Annotated in this window: 9 protein-coding genes; 8 read left to right on the top strand and 1 reads right to left on the bottom strand. The window is 45.3% G+C overall.

Annotation, left to right across the window (positions count from 1 at the left end):
* On the bottom strand, positions 1-1302 hold a 1302-nt coding region (locus ABDW16_RS22005; RefSeq protein WP_343672730.1), incomplete at its 3' end, for a carboxypeptidase-like regulatory domain-containing protein.
* Positions 1303-1525: 223 nt separating this feature from the next.
* On the opposite strand from ABDW16_RS22005, the gene ABDW16_RS22000 reads away from it, so the two are divergent.
* The 8 genes from ABDW16_RS22000 (at position 1526) to ABDW16_RS21965 (ending at position 18132) form a co-directional block, all read left to right on the top strand.
* Positions 1526-3124, top strand: a complete 1599-nt coding sequence (locus ABDW16_RS22000) for a DUF6377 domain-containing protein (RefSeq protein WP_343672729.1) — start codon at positions 1526-1528, stop codon at positions 3122-3124.
* 43 nt (positions 3125-3167) lie between these two features.
* Positions 3168-4958 carry a 3'-5' exonuclease gene (locus ABDW16_RS21995; protein WP_343672728.1) on the top strand — a complete coding sequence of 597 codons (1791 nt, stop codon included), beginning with the start codon at positions 3168-3170 and terminating at the stop codon, positions 4956-4958.
* 131 nt (positions 4959-5089) lie between these two features.
* A complete protein-coding gene (locus tag ABDW16_RS21990; protein ID WP_343672727.1) occupies positions 5090-9175 on the top strand; it encodes a two-component regulator propeller domain-containing protein in 4086 nt (1361 codons plus the stop codon).
* A 230-nt stretch (positions 9176-9405) separates the two neighbouring features.
* Positions 9406-10533, top strand: a complete 1128-nt coding sequence (locus ABDW16_RS21985) for an endo-1,4-beta-xylanase (RefSeq protein ID WP_343672726.1) — start codon at positions 9406-9408, stop codon at positions 10531-10533.
* A 202-nt stretch (positions 10534-10735) separates the two neighbouring features.
* Complete coding sequence (locus ABDW16_RS21980; protein WP_343672725.1) at positions 10736-13903, top strand: TonB-dependent receptor; 3168 nt, start codon at positions 10736-10738, stop codon at positions 13901-13903.
* An 18-nt stretch (positions 13904-13921) separates the two neighbouring features.
* Complete coding sequence (locus ABDW16_RS21975; protein WP_343672724.1) at positions 13922-15706, top strand: RagB/SusD family nutrient uptake outer membrane protein; 1785 nt, start codon at positions 13922-13924, stop codon at positions 15704-15706.
* Positions 15707-15840: 134 nt separating this feature from the next.
* Complete coding sequence (locus ABDW16_RS21970) at positions 15841-17088, top strand: hypothetical protein (protein ID WP_343672722.1); 1248 nt, start codon at positions 15841-15843, stop codon at positions 17086-17088.
* Between the two features lie 30 nt (positions 17089-17118).
* Positions 17119-18132: a non-reducing end alpha-L-arabinofuranosidase family hydrolase gene (locus ABDW16_RS21965; protein ID WP_343672720.1), complete on the top strand. Its 1014-nt coding sequence runs from the start codon at positions 17119-17121 to the stop codon at positions 18130-18132.
* Positions 18133-18297 lie beyond the last annotated feature (165 nt).

The following is an 18297-nucleotide window of genomic DNA, read 5'->3' as shown; positions in this document are numbered from 1 at the left end:
GGTCGCTGTAGTATACAGGTTCTTCAGGATATTCATTCTTACAGAACCGCTCATGTCCAGTTCCTTTATCTCAGCCTGGCTTTTGATTAACCGGGCATTTTCCACCGGGTTGTTGGAAAAGAAACCAGTATTGAGATAATGGTAGCCGGTACTGTCGTACACGGGTTGGGTCGGATTGAGCGTTATTGCATTATTAAAGTTGGACTGATCGGAGTTGCTGGTTTTCATATACCTGGGTGCCACATTGAGCGACACGGTATAGACATTACTTTTTGAAGTATGGTTTACATTCAGGCGTGCACCATATTCCTTTTTGTAGGCACGAAGGTCAATACCAGTGGCATTCCGGTAGTCGGCAGAGGCAAAGTAGTTGTCATTTGCGGTACCGCCGGAGATCTGCAGGGTATGCTTCTGGCCATAGGTTGGATTGCGGGTCACGGCTTTCATCCAGTCAGTATTGGCGCCATAGTCAATACCCTGGGTAGGGGTGGCATTGACACGAAATTGCCGGAACTCGCTGGCAGTAAGCACGTGGGGAGCCATGGTCACTTTGTCGATGCTGACATAGCCATTGTACACCATTTTTGAATCTCCGGTTCCCTTTTTGGTGGTGATGATAATAACCCCATTGCTACCACGGGTACCATAGATGGCAGATGCGGCGCCACCTTTCAGTACGTCGATAGACTCGATGTCGTTCTGGTTAATGTTGTCGATATTCCCCCCGGGTACACCATTGATGACGTAGAGTGGTCCAAGACCTGCGCTTCGGGAAGAAACACCCCGAAGCTGGATGTTGGGAGAGGAGTTAGGATCGGCAGTGGCAGTATTGGTGATGGTCAGCCCTGCTACTTTTCCCTGTAGGGACATGAGCGGGTTGTTGCCAGCCACAGACTTCAACTCATTTGCCGTCACGTGGGTGATGGCACTGGACACTTCTTTTCTGTTCAGCGTGCCGTAACCAACACTGACAACTTCCACACCTTTTAATTCCTGAACATTCTGAGCCAGTTTTACCAGCAGGGAGTTTTGATTGGAAAGTTGGACTGTTTTGGTAAGGTAGTCGATGGAAGAAAAGGTGAGCGCCTGGTCAGATGCAGTTACGGATAACATAAATGAACCATTGGCGTCAGTAGTAGTGCCAGCCCTGGATCCTACCACTCTGATCGTTACACCAGGCAATGGGTCATTGGTGGTAGAGTCAATGACCTTGCCGGAAATAGCCCTGTTTTGAGCAAAGGTGGAATTCCCCAGCGTAATGAAAATGAGACAAATGAAAAGTCGTAGAAAGTTTTTTAGCATAACGGAGTGCTTAATGAGTTCACGTGGATTTTTTTTAATATCGCTGCAGCGGGTCAAAATAAATGAGTAATTAAGCGTGGTGTATGAGGTAGTGGACGGGGGGAGAGAAAAATCTAACTATTTTTGAATTTATATTATTGGTAATCAGGTTGTTGTTTGGTTTGTGGGGGTGAAAAATCTAAGGGGTTTCAGGACAAAAAATGTACTTTTAAGGTACTTACATATGAACAGAGTAGCATTTATTACCATTTTCTTACTGGCATTTTTTCAGGGGTATGCGCAGCATTTCGATGCAGATAGTTTAGTCAATGTGCTAAAATCAGAATTGAAAAAGGAAAGCAGTTACGACCAGGCGAGGATAAATCGGATCGGGCAATTACGGTCTTCATTGCTTCGTGTGGACAGCAATAATTTTGACTTGCAATATGATCTTTGTTCAAAGATATATGAGGAATATTCTTCCTTTAAATTTGACTCTGCTTATGTGTATGTAAAGAAGATGGTGGAACTGACGGAGCAGTTTCATAAAGGTGATTTGCTGATTGAAAGTGAGATCAGGTTGGGGTACACGTTATATTTTTCAGGATTTTATAAGGAAGCATTTGATGTAATTGCAAAAATTGATACGGGCAGGTTTACGCAGGCACAGTGGAGTGACTACCTGACTATGCGGGCAAGATTGAATCAGAGTATAGCAGATTATGACAATGACCCGTTTTTTTCCAGGGGGTATTATGAACAATCGGATCGGGATTTTAGAAAGGCACAGGTGATTGTGCCTGTTAATAATTTTGAAAAGACTGTAGACCTGGCTTTTGTGCCGGATTCACTAAAGGATAAGAATCTGACCCCGGATTATTTTTTTGGTTTGATCATGCGGCAGCAGTTGACCCCTCATCGTATTGCGATGGTAGCTACGCGTATAGCTTCTGCATACAGGGAGAAAGACAGGGTACTTTTTCTGGCATTGGCTGCGATTAATGATGTCCGGTCGTCTACAAAGGAGACGCTGGCTATTTTTTTGCTTGCGCAGGAGTTGTATCATATGAACCAGACGAATGACGCTTACATTTTTATGCAGGCAGCGGCGCGCAATGCCAATTTTTATGGTGCGCGGAACCGGGCGGTACAGATAGAATCGTTGTTGCCATTGGTAGCGGGGAAGGTGATAGATGAAAAACAGCACCAGCGGGATAAGTTGTTGATAGGCTTTTTGACATTTTTGATTGTGGCGGTAGTGCTTTTTTTCCTCTTATTTATTTATAGAAAACAACTATTGCAGATAAAGGCCAGCGAGCTGATGATAAAGGAGAAAAATAAACAGCTGGAAAATGTGAATGAACAGCTTTGGGAGTCTTCGAAGATAAAGGAGGAGATGATTGGGTTGTTTTTTAAGATCTGTTCTTCTAATATAGAAACGTTGGAAAAAATCAAGCAGCATACATTGCATAGTATAAAGCTGAAAAAGTATAATGAGGTGAATGAGCTGATGAAGGGGATTCATATTAATGAGGAGAAGGCGGGTTTGTATAATATGCTGGATAGTGTTTTTTTGACGATGTTCCCTAATTTCATTGCATCTTTTAATGCGTTGTTGAAAACGGAGGATCAGATCTGGCCTAAGTCAGGCGAAACGCTCAATGCCACATTGCGCATATTTGCATTGATGCGGTTAGGCATTAGTGAGCATGAGGCGATTGCGAAGATATTGGATTATAGTGTGAGTACTGTGTATACGTATAAGACGAGGATTAAGTCGCGGGCGTTGGTACCACCGAATGATTTTGAGCAGAAAATTATGGAGATTAAGTTTATAAAATAAGATTTGCTTTTTTATTTCAGGGTTTAGGGGGAAATTCGTGGTTATGGAACCTACGAATGGCTATTCTTCAGTAAAATTAACAAAAGAGCAGACTGCAATTATTCAATCAAAGGGCAGCGTCCGGATCAATGCCATTGCGGGATCCGGCAAGACCACGACTATTGTGGAGTATGCCGCGTCCAGGCCGGGCAATCCTTCCATATTATACCTGGCGTTCAATAAATCAGTAAGGCTGGAGGCGACGCGTAAGTTTGAAGCGAAGGGGCTTTCAAATGTACGGGTGGAAACTGCGCATTCATTGGCGTATAAGCAGATTGTATTTCAGCATAATTATAAGGTAAGAGGGCAGGGGTATAAGAATGGAGAAATCGTGGATATGCTGCGATTGAAAGGGAATGGAGAAAAGCATAATGAATATGTGATAGCAACGCATATCAATAAATTTCTTTCCTACTATTGTAACAGTAGTACCATAAGGGTAGTGGACCTCAATTACCTGGAGACATTGACAGACAAGGAAGCGATAGACTTTGTAACAAAGTTTTACACCACGATAGAAAATGGAACGAGGGCGATATTAAATAAAATGAATACCGGTGAAATAGAGATCACACATGATTTTTATTTGAAGAAGTTCCAGCTGGTCAATCCAATATTATATTACGACTACATACTTTTTGATGAAGCGCAGGATGCTTCGGGGGTGATGCTGGATGTGATTCTAAAGCAGGATGCGACCAAAGTGATTGTAGGCGATGTGCATCAGCAGATCTATGGATGGCGGCATGCGGTGAACTCGCTGGAGAAAGCCCGTTTCGATTTACTGCGGTTATCAACGAGTTTTAGGTATGTGCAGGATGTTGCTAACCTGGCGTCTGAAATTCTTTATTGGAAGAATCACCTGGCTGAAACGCAGAAAGTATCCATTTTCGGCAGACCCAAACCTGTGAAGCTGGGGAACCTGAAAGCGACGATTGCGCGTACGAATCTTGGATTGTTGTTGAATGCGATAGATTTTATCACGGATAACCCTAAAGTGAAGCATATTTATTTCGAGGGGAATATTAATTCGTATACGTATGCAGATGACGGTACATCCTTGTATGATGTGTTAAACCTGCAGAATGGGAATTTAGACCGGGTGAATGATAAGGTAGTGAAGTCGATGCGGAACCTGGATGAGCTGGAAGAGTATATAGAGAAAACGGAGGATGTGCAGCTGGCTACGATGGTAGAGATAGTGAAGGAATATGGGAATGAGATTTTTGGAATCATGAAGAAGTTGAAGGAACTGCATGTGGGAGATGAGCACCGGCATAAGGCGGAGATGATATTTTCTACGGTGCATAGGGCGAAGGGGATGGAGTATGATACGGTGTACCTGGTGAATGATTTTATAGCGGAGGAGAAGCTGAAGGAATTAATGAAGAAGGAGGAGGCAGATGTAGACCGGCTGATGGAAGAGATCAACCTGTTGTATGTAGCGGTTACGAGAACCAAAGGACAGCTGAATATTCCTGAAACACTGGTGCCTGTGGGGTTTCCGGGTTCGCCTTATATTAATGTGCTGAAGGTGAAGGCGGAGGGGAATCCTTATAATAATGTCCGGACTTCTTCACTCAGGAGGATAAATAAGCATACGCCTGAAAAGACTTTTATAAAGAAGAGGGAAGCGCTTAAAGAGGCGGGCAAGCCATGGACGGCGAGGCAGGATGAGGAGTTGAAGATCATGTTTGAGAAGGGGATGCCGGTGAGCAGGCTGACGGTATATTTCGACAGGACGAAGGGGGCGATATTGGAGCGATTAAAGAAGTTAGGGTATTACCTGGATTAACCCCAACCCCTTGCACAGGATCAGCTGAAAAAAATATATTATCCTATGCTATCATGCTGATAAATTCATTAAATTGTCAGAAATACACTTTACCTGTTAATCTATCAGAGACCCACTAATTCCATGTTATTGTGAAATATATTTTTCATATATTATGCCTGTTGTTTATACCGCAGGTAGTTATTTCGCAACAGAGTGATTTCAACTTTGTCAACTTCACCACCAGTAATGGGTTGTCTTCCAACACAGTAAATGCTATTCTGAAGGATAAATATGGATTCATGTGGTTTGGAACAGATGACGGACTGAATCGGTTTGATGGTCTTACGTTCACTGTGTACCGCCATAAAGAAGGGGATTCATCCAGCCTGGGCGGTAATTCGATATTGGCCTTGCACGAAGACCGTTCCGGTAATTTATGGATAGGCACCAACAACACATTGTCATGTTATAACCGGAAGAAAGACGCCTTCATCAATTACAAATTTACCTTCAATAATACGGCGCGTACCCTTTTCTGTGATCATACCGGACAGGTGTGGATTGGGAGTTACATCGGTTTGTTCAGGTTAAATCCCCGAACAGGAGAAGTGGTCCGTTATACAGCAAATCCCGGAAAGCCGGGTTCGCTGTTGTCGAACATCATCACCTGTGTGATGGAAGACAGCCGCCACCGGCTATGGATAGGAAGTAATGCAGGTATGTACCTGTATCAGCCGCAAGGGAACTATTTTAAGCACTTCAGTCACGAACCGGCAGACTCACTTTCTTTACCTGACAATTCCATCAAAGCAATTACTGAAGACCATAACGGCAACTTATGGATAGGTACAGAGGATGACGGGTTGGCCATGTTGCTGCCGGATGGCGGGCATTTCCGTACCTATAAACATAGCAATACAGATAAGAATTCCCTGAGCAGCAACCGTATATGGTCTTTGGCGGCGGAAAATGCGAACAGGATCTGGGTAGGAACCGAAGAAGGGTTGAATATCTTCGACCTGCAAAAGAAGACTTTGCAGCGGATAGAACATGACGCCAGGAATCGTTACAGCCTACAGGGTAAATCAGTGCGAAGTATTTACATTGATAACAATGGTATTTACTGGGTTGGCACCTACCAGGGAGGTATTAGTAAATATGACAGGAACCTGGCTTTTTTTAATCTCAGGGAAAGCAACCCGTTTGACCCACAAGGATTGACAGCGCCCATTGTTACCTCTTTTTCTGAAGATGCCAATGGCGATATTTATGTAGGCACTGATGGTGGCGGTATTAATCTCTTTCACAGGAATACCGGCCTGTTCACCCATCCCGGTTTCTATGAGGGCGGCAAACCACCGGCTGTACTTTCTCTTGAACATGCGGACGGTCTGCTCTGGATAGGCACCTTTATGCATGGTATATATACACTGAACATGCAAACGGGCAAGGTGCATCACTATCTGAAAGGAGATGACGATCACCAGCCTTCCGGCAATGATATTTTTTGTCTGAAAAAAGACAGCCGTGGCAATGTCTGGATCGGAACGAATGGGAATGGTGTGAATGTGTATGATCCGTTATCCGGCGTGTTCAGGCGTTTTGATCCCGTTATTCGTTACAAAAAGGATAGCATCACTGTCTTACACCGTGGTTTTATCAGGACAATAGAGGAAGATAAAGCAGGTAATATCTGGATTGGGACGATAGGAGCGGGTATATTCATGTTGGATCCATCGGGTAGAATAATCAGGACCTTTACCATGCAAAACAGTGATCTTCCGGCCAATAATGTTCAAACGATATGTGTCGGACAAAGCGGTAGAATATGGGTAGGTATTCACAGTGCAGGATTATGCCTTTTAGACCCGAAAACCGGGAAATTTCAACGTTACGCAGAACAGGAAGGACTGTCTAATGCGGTTATCTATAAGATCCTTGAAGATGATGCCGGAAAGGTATGGGTAACCAGCAATAAAGGAATCAGCAGTTTTGACCCGTTGACCAGTACCTTCAAGAATTATTATCAATATAATGGATTGCAGCGCAGTACTTTCTGCCTGGGTGCGGGTATAAAGACAGAGCGGGGAGAACTTTTTTTCGGTGGACTGGAAGGGTTTAATTATTTCAATCCCAGGTTGCTCAATTATAATAGGATTGTCCCCCGCATTGTATTGACAGATCTCAAAATTGGCAATACTTCCGTGATTCCTGGCGAACATGCTGCTATCCGGTCACACATTTCATTAGCAGATTGTATCCAGCTGGATTATAAACAACACTTTACCATCAATTTTGCTACGCTGAACTATACAGCTCCGCAGGAGAGCCGGTATTCCTATATGTTGCAGGGATTCGACAGAGGCTGGAATGATATCGGTACATCGCGCATGGCGGTGTTTTCGAATCTGAGACCTGGCAATTATGTTTTCCGGGTCAGGGCCAGCTGTGATGACGGGGCATGGCATACAGAGGAAGCCGTGATTAAAATATATGTCAGACCTCCTTTCTGGATGACTATTTATGCGTACCTGTTTTATGTGGTAGCGGTCATTGCTATTTTGTGGGGACTGCGGCACAGGGCGATCCGGAAACTGAAAGCCCGGTTTGCACTGGAGCAGGAAAGATTACAGGTAAGGCAGGCCATTGAAATGGACCGTAAGGAAGCAGAAAGGCAACGCGAATTTGAACAGGCCAGGATCAAATACCTGGTGAACCTGAGCCATGAGTTCCGCACGCCGGTTGCCCTCATTGCCGGGCCGGTCGATAAACTTATCCATGGTGAAATAGCACCTGAAAAACTGAAGCAACTGAACCTGGTGAAACGGAATGCACGGCGCCTGCTGAACATGGTCAACCAGTTATTGGATTTTCGAAAATTGGAAGAGCAGGAGACAAAACTGGACCTCACCCACGAGGACATCGTCACTTTTATAACCGAAGTAATAGAACTGTTCAAAGACATCTCTGAGCACAGGCAGATCAGCTTTATATTTACAAGCTCCATTTCCCATTACTATACCGCTTTTGACAGGGATAAGCTGGAACGGGTACTGTTTAACCTGCTTTCCAATGCCTTTAAATTCACGCCGAAGGGGGGAGCGATATCCCTAAATGTCGATCCTGACCCGAATGCAGGTATTATTATAAAAGTTGCGGATACTGGCATAGGTATGACGCCGGAAGTGCAGGGAAAGATCTTTAATCGCTTCTATCAGGGCGATGAGAATCCTGCTATCCTCAACCAGGGGAGTGGCATTGGTCTCTCTATAACAGCTGAATTTGTGAAAATGCACGGTGGGTCAGTAAATGTGGAGAGCATCCCCGGAAAGGGAAGCATATTTACGGTGTTGCTGCCACTGGAGGAAATGGAAGCGATGCAGCCATCAGCCGTAGAGATACAACAGAATGAACCGGAAGTGCTTCAACCTGTATCGTGCCAACATGCGGAAGTGGCTGCTGCCGATAAACTGACTGTGCTGCTGGTGGAAGACAACGAAGACTTTCGGTATTATCTGAAAGATAATCTGCAGCCATTTTACAAAGTGGTGGAGGCGGCAGATGGGAGAGAAGGGTGGCAGAAAGCACTGTCAGCGCATCCGCTGGTCATTGTGAGTGATATCAATATGCCTTATATGGATGGTATACAGCTAAGCCGTAAGGTGAGGTTTGATAAAAGGACCAGCCATATTCCCGTCATTCTCCTGACAGCCCTGACAGGAGATGCGTTTCACATTAAGGGACTGGAAACGGGCGCTAGTGACTACCTCACCAAACCTTTCAATATTGATATATTAAATATGCGGATCAGGAACCTGCTACTATTAAATAAGCGTCTAAAAGACACCTATCGGCGGCAGTTAGATGTAATGGTTTCTGTGGACGATGTTGAATCAGCAGATGAAAAGTTCCTGGTAAAGGTAACGCAGTATATAGAAAACAACATTAACAACGACAGTCTGACCGTAGAAGAAATGAGCAGGCACCTTTTTATGAGCAGGGCTTCCCTGTATAATAAAGTCGTGCAGCTGACGGGAGAAACGCCTGTTGAATTTATCCGTTCTATAAAACTAAACAAGGCGGCTTGTTTGCTTGAAACCAGCGATATGAAAATTGCCCAGATTGGTTATGCAGTTGGATTCTCTACACCCAATTATTTTGCCCGGGCTTTTAAAGCCAAGTTTAACCTGCTGCCTTCAGAATACCAGGCACGAAAGAAAAAGGAACCTGATTGATGGTATGTATAAATGATGTTATATATTAACTGCTGTTTAGGAACGGGGATAGTGCCAGTGGTGGTGTCTTTAAACATTTGTGCTATTCATTTTTACAAATAAGCTACTCATACTGCGCTTGTCAAGCTACATTCGCTCATGTAATTTCCACGACCAATAAAGCAACTACACCTGGTAGGGGTGCTGCTCTTTTAATATGAGTAGCGCCCGCACCTTAAAAGTCTGGCATTATGGATAAACTAATTTCCTTTGTCCTTATAGTTTTTATCTGTTGTATCTGTACAGGCAGTAACAGCCAATCCGCTGTGGGGGAAACTCCATCCCTGAAGGATGCCTTTAAAGATGATTTTGTAGTAGGTGCTGCACTTAACAGGCGCCAGGTAAATGAGACGGATGCCATGGTCACTGCATTTATATCCAGGCAGTTTAATACCCTTACCCCTGAAAATGATATGAAGGCTGCGCTGATTCACCCGGAGTGGGGGCGGTATAATTTTACAGAGGCAGACAAGCTGATTGCCTATGGTCAGCGGCACCATATGCAGATTAATGCGCATACGCTTATATGGCATAGCCAGTTACCTGCATTTGTGATGCAGCTGCATGACAAGGATTCGCTGCAGCGTTTCTTTAAAGACCATATTAGCGTTATCGCTTCGCGGTATGATGGGAAGGTATATTCCTGGGATGTGGTAAATGAAGCCCTTAATGAAGACGGTACTATGCGTAAATCCCTGTTCCTCAGGAACCTTGGAGATGATTATGTGGTACAGGCTTTCCAGCTGGCCGGGCAGGCTGCCAGGCATACGAAATTATATTATAATGATTACAACATAGAGCAGCCTAAAAAACGTGCAGGTGCGATAGCCCTTATCCGGAAAATACAGGCAGCAGGAGCACGTATAGATGGTGTCGGTATACAGGGGCACTGGCACCTGGGAAAGGTACCTTTAAAAGACATTGAAGAGAGCATCCTCGAATTCTCTGCTTTGGGAATTGATGTCATGTTCACAGAGCTGGACATCAGCGTTTTGCCAGATCCCAGGGGCGTGGAGGGAGCAGACGTCAACCAGCAGAAAGTGTATAACAGTATGCTAAATCCCTACGTTGGTTCGCTGCCAGACAGTGTGCAGCAACAACTGGCCAGGGATTATGAAGACCTGTTCCGGCTTTTCCTGAAGTATAAAGATAAGATAGGCCGGGTCACCTTCTGGGGCGTGAGTGATGGAGATTCCTGGTTAAACAACTGGCCGGTGCCTGGCAGAACTAATTATCCCTTGTTGTTTGACCGCCAATTCAATCCAAAAATGGCTTTTGATAAAGTAATTGCGCCTAAAACTGGTAATGTAACAAAATAACGACCACTGATACAACTGTAGCCCAAACATATAAAGTAACAATGTTATGAAGTAACTGCTTTCCATCAGGAAGACGTCCCGGTAACTGATGGAAATATCAACCAATTTTGATATACGCCTCTTGTGGTGTCAATATTCCCTGCATGTTAAGTATGCAGGGCTGGGACTGCTTTTTTTAGAAAAACTGAATAAAACCACGATTATGAATTTTTCTTTTACGCATCACTTACAGAAGGCGTTGCCCTCTTTTAGGTTATTATTGAGGATAACGATGCTGTTATTTATTTTCTTTTGGGGCACTTCTTATGGGGTAGGACAACAAATTACTGTCAGCGGACGCATTACCGGCGAAGATGGCACCAGGATACCCGGTGCCAGCATCCGGGTGAAAGCTACAAAGGTAGGGGTGCTCAGCAACGATGAAGGTTATTTTAAGATTAACGCGCCTGCAACCGGCACCCTCGTGATCACATCTGTAGGATTCATGAACCAGGAGGTAAATGTGAACCGGCAGACGACCATCAATGTTTCGTTGAAACCCTCAGTCAGCGACCTGGAACAGGTGGTGGTAATTGGTTATGGCACCGCAAAAAAGAAAGATGTAACAGGTGCCACCGTATCTGTGAAAGGAGAAACGCTGCGGGAACTGGGGGCACCGAACGTATATAACCAGCTGCAGGGAAGAGCTGCAGGGATTGACATTGTCAACAATAGTTCCAGTATAGGAGCCGGTGGCGAGATCAGGATCAGGGGAAACCGTTCCCTGGCTTCCGGTTCATCGGCCAATAATGCGCAGAATGGTCCGCTGATAGTGATCGATGGTATCCCACTTTCAGGTGGCAGTATAAATGATATCAATCCAAATGATATTGCTACCATCGACGTGCTGAAAGATGCTTCTGCTACTGCCATTTACGGTTCCCGCGGGTCAGGCGGCGTAATTATCATTACCACCAGAAGAGGGCGGCCGGGGAAATCTGTAACCAGTTACGACGGGTACATCGGCATGTCGGAAGCGACCAATACGTATAAACTTTTCAGCGGGCAGGAATATGCTGCATTCAAGGACGCAGCCAAACAGGGACAACCTAATCCGAATAATCCGAACCCTAACGCACTCACTCCTATTGAGCAGGAAAACCTGGCGAAAGGCGTCAATACAGACTGGCAAAAACTACTACTTACCAACGCTATCCGCACTGATCATAACGTGAGTGTGGCAGGTGGTAATGAAACAACACTTTACAGCTTCGGGTTTGGCGTATTCAGAGAGACAGGCATCATACCGGATCAACGATTCGACAGGGGATCATTTCATATCGCTATTGATCACAAGATGAGTAAACGGTTAAAAGTTGGGCTCACGACCACCAATACAATGAGCTGGGCAAATCGTATCAACACGAGTGCCCTTGGTGCAGCCACCAGATTGAGTCCGCTGTACCTGCCCTACAATGAGGATGGCAGCATTAATTTTCAACCTGCTATACAGCAATCCAATGATGCCCAGCAGATAAGTCCTCTCACCTCTATCGGGAACAATGATAAGATAAAAGCCCGGACGCGCCGGTTCAGGACATTGACCAATGTATATGGAGAGCTGGAAATTATAAAAGGACTGAAACTAAAATCCAGCCTGGCCCTTGACTGGATACAAACGATGAATAATAACTATAACGGCCCTGGTACGGTATTTAACACGAATACGACTACAGCGGGTGCTACGCTTAGTCAGTCCAACGACGAGACATGGAGTTATACCGTCGATAACTCACTTACCTACGAAAAGACAATTGCAGAAAAACATAAGATACAGGTGACTGCGTTGCATGAAGTGGTGAAGAACTTCAATCAGAGTCAGAATATAAACGGACAAGGTGTACCGGCAGACTATATCCAGGATTATAATTTACAGTTAGCTAATTCACTTACAGCAGATCCTTCAGGTTATAGTAACAGGGGATTGTTGTCTTACATGGGACGTGTTTTTTATACCTATAATGACAGGTATATGTTAACCGCTACTGTGCGTGCAGATGGTGCTTCTGTGCTGGCTCCGGGTAACCAGTGGTTTACCTACCCGGCCATATCAGCAGGCTGGAACATGGCGAATGAAGGATTTATGCACGATGTAAAATGGATCAATAACCTGAAACTCCGTGCAGGATGGGGCGTCAGTTCGAACCAGACGATTGCTCCCTACACAACAATAGGTAGTCTTTCATCCAATTTTTACAACTACGGGTCAGGTACCTCGGCGAACATCAACTATGTATCAGGATACCTGATCAATACGTTGCCAAATCCAAAGCTTACCTGGGAATCTACGCGGGGGTACAACCTGGGGCTTGACTTTGGTTTATTTGATAACCGTATAAATGGTGCAGTTGAATATTACAATGTCAATACAAGAGATATACTTTTAAGCAAAGAATTACCCAGGAGCAGCGGTGCCAACTCAGTACTTGTTAATCAGGGAAAGACGGCAGGGCATGGACTGGAAATTACGCTTAGCAGCCTGAATGTAAAAAGCCGTAACGGATTTACCTGGAGTACAGACCTTAACTTTTCCATGGCCAGGGAAAAAATTGTAGCGCTGCAGCCTGGATTGAAGCAGGACGTTGGTAATGGCTGGTATGTAGGGCAACCGCTGACTGTTATTTATGATGTGAAGAAAACAGGCATCTGGCAGATCAACGAAAAAGACAAAGCGGCTACTTATGGCGCAGCACCAGGCGACATAAAAATACAGGATGTGGATGGCAACGGCACGATTGGTGCAGAGGACAGGCAGGTGATAGGCAATTTTCAACCCAATTTTGTGTTCGGTTTCAATAACAGGTTTACCTATAAGAATTTCGATCTGAACATTGTAACCTTTGGACGTATAGGTCAGACCGTAGTCGTTACCTATCTGACTGCTGACGGGGGAGCAGCTGGTTATCCCTTCTTTATGAACGGACGTGTCAACCAGTACAAAGTGAATTACTGGACCCCCGATAACCCTACGAATGATTTTCCGGAGCCGGATGCCAGCAGGGATGCATTACAATATACCTCTACATTGTCTTACCGGAATGGGTCATTTATAAAGGTCCGGTCTATCAACCTGGGATATAATATTCCTTCAAAAATCACAGGTAAGATAGGACTCAGTTCCCTGCGGTTATACCTGGCAGTACAGAATCCATTTATCCTCTGGGCACCATTGGTACGGGATGGTTTGGGTATAGATCCGGAAGGTAATGGAAATGGTAACGCTGTCGGATCTACGGCCGGGGGAACACCGGTGGTAGCCCGTGCGATCACTGTTGGTATGGGCACGCCTCCTACAAGGCAGTACATGTTTGGTGTTAATGTGAAATTTTAATCCTGAAATTAAGTTATTATGAAATTCAATATAAAATTATCCGGGCTGGTTTTATCGTTATTACTTACAGTATGTGTGGGTTGTAAAAAGATGCTGGAAGAGCAACCCCGTGCTACTATCGACCCTGCTTATTTCAAAACACCCGAGGGGTTGGCAGGCGGTGTAGCTGGTATCTATTCTTCGTTTCGCGGTCACTGGGGCACTCAGATTTTTACGCAGTTGTTCAATGGTGGTACTGATGAGATGATCAGGGGTGGGGCCGCAGATGTGCAGCACAACTTTACCTATTCGCTGCTGATGAAGAGTAATACGAACGATTACAGTGGATTCTGGAATTCCCTTTATATAGATATCAATACGGCCAATGGTGTATTACAGTTCGGACCGGGAGCGAGTATGGATGAAACAAAGAAAGCACAACTCCTGGCCCAGGCAAAGTTTCTCCGCGCATTTTGTTATTTCCAGCTGGTGACAACATTTGGGGATGTGCCTTTGCATCTTACATTTAATACCAACGTTTCAGCAGCCGATAGCAGGACGCCCATTGCGGATGTGTATGAGGCGATCATCACTGATCTGAAGGATGCAGCTGCCAGCCTGCCTGACCAGCCTGCAGCGGGATTGGGTAAGCCAGCATTTAAAGCAACAGCCCTGTACCTGCTTGCAAAAACTTACTTATGGCGAGGTTGGTCTACCGCCGCAAAAGGGAGCGATTTTGCAGATGCATTTAATACGGCAAAGAGCATTATCGATAATAAGAGTGCTTATGGCCTTGACTTATGGCCGGTGTTTGCACAAGGATTCCTGGAAGGGAATGAATATGGAAGGGAGACGCTGATGGTCGTAGATCATACAAAGGACCTGAAGTTCGGGGAGAACTCGCAGACCGGTACGGGTGCTTCAAACCTGAAGGAAAACAAATCCAACTTTTTCTTCCGGCCAAACTATCCAACTGTCAATGCAAACTATCCTGCTGCAGGCGGTGCTTATGTGTGTGTAAGAGATGTACAGAACGGCCGTCCATGGCAAAGAATAAGACCTAATATGCGGTATGTACTGAGTGTAGCTTTTGCCAACAGGGCGACGGACTCAAGGTATAACGGCACATTCCAAACCATCTGGTTGTCTAATAGTGTAGCTGCATCTGTAAAAGGTACTACCGGCGCAGCCACACCAAGGGGCACGCTGGTGAATGGCGTGGACACAGCTATATGGATGGCAGACCGGGTTGTGACGCCAGCAGAAAGAGCGGCATTCAAGGGGATTATTTTTGAACCGGATTACCTGTCGGGAGCCACTGTTCCCTATACCAGCCTGCTGTATCCTTCTTTGCGAAAATGGGATGATTCAACAAGGGCAGATATGAATGATTATTCTGATAGACCTTATATCCTGTTTCGCTTTTCAGAAGTATATCTAATCGCTGCGGAAGCAGCACTCAAGGGAGGTGGTACCTTACAGCAGGCAGCAGATATGTTGAATGTGCTGAGGGTCAGGGCCGCCCACATACCAGGCCAAACTGATGCCCAGTATGCAGCAGCCATTGCGGCACAGACAATCACATCTGCTGACGTGACACTTGACTTTATCCTGGATGAGCGCACCCGTGAACTGTATGGAGAATGTAACAGGTGGTATGACCTGTCAAGAACCAAAACCCTGGTTGCAAGGGTTCAAAAATACAATGATGAAGCAGCCGCCAATGTTGTGGCGGAACATATGCTGAGACCTATTCCGCAGCAGCAGATAGACCTGGTTACCGAAGGTCCGGCATTCCCTCAGAATCCATGGTATAGTAATTAACAAGTATAACCATCAAATTGAAAGACCATGAAAGAAAACCCACCTATCTAGCGGCGTATAAAAGGCTCACACAACCCGTGTGGGCCTGCTAACAGCCATTTGGTAAAACAGTTAATTTAACTAACAATGAAACTATGAAAACAAACCCTTTTCTCAGTAACCTGGGAGTACCCTTTCTTTCCCTCATTTTAATGATTAGTTCCTGCACAAAGCCGGGTGCAGATGTAGCTGCTGTTGACAACAAGCCAGGCGGTGACGCAAAAGCAGCAGCCGATGTAAGTGTAATGGCAACAGCAACCGTTGATGCCAACACTTCACAACAAACCGTTCAGGGATTTGGAGGTATGAGTGTGCCGATCTGGATAGGCGATTTAACAGCCGATCAGCGAACAAAAGCTTTCTCTACCAGCAGTGGTATCGGGTTGAGTATTTTGCGGGTAATGGTTCCGCCTAACAGTAGCCAGTTTGCCGCTGAAAAAGCGACGATCGATGCTGCAAAAGGTTTTGGTGCAAGGGTGATCGCTACTGTCTGGAATGCTCCTTCGGGCATGATGGATGGTGCTTACCTGAAGGCCAGTTCATGGGGTGATTTTGCTGCACATTTAAGGTCTTATACGCAGGCCGTAGGAGGTGTCTATGCATTATCTCCATGGAATGAACCTAATTACCTGGCTTCAGAATGGATGCATGCTTCTGCTACAGAGGTGGCCAATTTCGTAGCTGCATATGGCGATAATTGCGGCGCTCCGATTATGGCACCGGAACCATTTAATATGGACCAGACTTTTATCAATACTTACCTGAGCAATGCAACTGCAAAATCGAAAACACTTTTCGTGAGCGGTCACATCTACGGCAAAACTCCTTATAATTTAGGTAATATCGGGAAGTCAGTATGGATGACAGAGCACTATACAAATTCTTCCATCAGTGGCAATGACTGGCCTAATGCCATGAATGCCGCCAGGGAGATCCATGATTGTATGACGGCCGGTTGGTCTGCATATGTATGGTGGTACATCCGCCGGTTTTATGGCCCAATTGACGAGAACAGTGCCATCACCAAGGTAGGTTATGTAATGGCACATTTCGCCAGGTATGTTCGCCCTGGATACGTTAAAATTGCCTGTGCAGCCAATCCCAGCACAGGCGTATATACCACAGCTTACAGGAACGGATCAAAAATTGTGATCGTAGCGATTAATACCAATGCAGCTGTGACCTATCAGCCATTCACGATCGCGGGTGTAACAGTGGGTAGTTTCAGCCGTTATGTAACAACCAGTTCTTCCAACCTTGCATCCAGTTCGCTGAGTATTACCAACAATGCATTTGGCATTAACCTGCCAGCGTCCAGCATCACAACGTTGGTTTCAAATTAACCCTGGTCTTTCACCATAATTGTTACCACTATGAAACAGTTAAATTACATAGTTGCAGGAATAATATGCCTGTTGCTGTCTACTGCCTGTACAAAGAAATCGCTGGACGGGGCAGGTGCAGTAACGGGTAAAAACAGGGTGGCCGTGACAGCTGCAGCTGTTGCTAATCCCACCTGGTACGCGGATGCAAGATGCTTCCTGGATGGGCCTGCGGGCGCATTTGACGATCTGGCAGTGAAAGATCCGTCGATTGTTTACGCCGGTGGTAAATACCACCTCTTTTACACGGGCCGTGACAAAGGAACAGGAGGTCTCTGGCGGATGGGGTATGCAGCAGCAGGTTCTATTGCCGGTCTTAAAACGGCCAGCCGTACTTATATGAGTGCGTTGAATGCGGGTTCCTATTTCTGTGCGCCCCAGGTATTCTGGTTTCCTGCAAAGGGGAAGTGGTTCCTGATTTACCAGAGTGGACAAGGTGCTTCTTTTTCGACATCGACAGATGTTGGTAACCCGGCTTCATGGACACCTGTAAGAAGCATGGGCTTTACAGATGGTATTGATTTCTGGTGTATTTCTGATGGCACCTATGTGTATTGTTTTTATTCTGCACAGGATGGCTCGCACACTATAAAAAGGCGCAGAACCACGGTAGCCAATTTCCCGTATAACTGGGAAGCGCCGACTGTGGCAGCCACTAATACCTTTGAGGCAGTGCATGTTTATAAAAACAAGGCAGATGGCAGGTATTATATGATTGTAGAAGACATCAACCGGTACCAGGAACTCTGGACAGCCAGTTCGCTGGGAGGTACCTGGACGCAGGTGGCAGAGAAATGGGCCGCCAGGGATAATCTCCGGTTCCTGTCTGAAGTATGGACAGACCAGGTTTCTCATGTGGAGGCAATTCGCGCTGGTACTGACGACAAACTGGAGATCGATAATATTGACAGGTGTCAATTATTGATACAGGGTGTACCGAATGGTAACTATGGCGACTATGGTAATATTCCCTATAATCTTGGCGTGATCAGGAATTATCAGTAAAATATGATAATGTACAGGGGAAATAGATGATATTTTAATGGCTTTATTCACTAAATAATCTTTCCCAAAAAAAGGCACCGATGATGAATCGGTGCCTTTTTATCAACTATTTCGAAGCCGTATTCCTTTGCATATGATTGCCTCTTATTTGGGTGTTTCAAGAGA

The sequence above is a fragment of the Chitinophaga sp. genome, from assembly GCF_039596135.1.
Classification (GTDB): Bacteria; Bacteroidota; Bacteroidia; order Chitinophagales; family Chitinophagaceae; genus Chitinophaga.
This window is presented reverse-complemented; position numbering and strand designations above follow the sequence as displayed.

What these genes read in the sequence shown, in the direction of transcription:
- ABDW16_RS21980 (WP_343672725.1), top strand. Translation starts at nt 10,736, where the DNA reads ATGAATTTTTCTTTTACGCATCACTTACAGAAGGCGTTGCCCTCTTTT.
- ABDW16_RS21985 (WP_343672726.1), top strand. Translation starts at nt 9,406, where the DNA reads ATGGATAAACTAATTTCCTTTGTCCTTATAGTTTTTATCTGTTGTATC.
- ABDW16_RS21995 (WP_343672728.1), top strand. Translation starts at nt 3,168, where the DNA reads ATGGAACCTACGAATGGCTATTCTTCAGTAAAATTAACAAAAGAGCAG.
- ABDW16_RS21970 (WP_343672722.1), top strand. Translation starts at nt 15,841, where the DNA reads ATGAAAACAAACCCTTTTCTCAGTAACCTGGGAGTACCCTTTCTTTCC.
- ABDW16_RS22000 (WP_343672729.1), top strand. Translation starts at nt 1,526, where the DNA reads ATGAACAGAGTAGCATTTATTACCATTTTCTTACTGGCATTTTTTCAG.
- ABDW16_RS21965 (WP_343672720.1), top strand. Translation starts at nt 17,119, where the DNA reads ATGAAACAGTTAAATTACATAGTTGCAGGAATAATATGCCTGTTGCTG.
- ABDW16_RS21975 (WP_343672724.1), top strand. Translation starts at nt 13,922, where the DNA reads ATGAAATTCAATATAAAATTATCCGGGCTGGTTTTATCGTTATTACTT.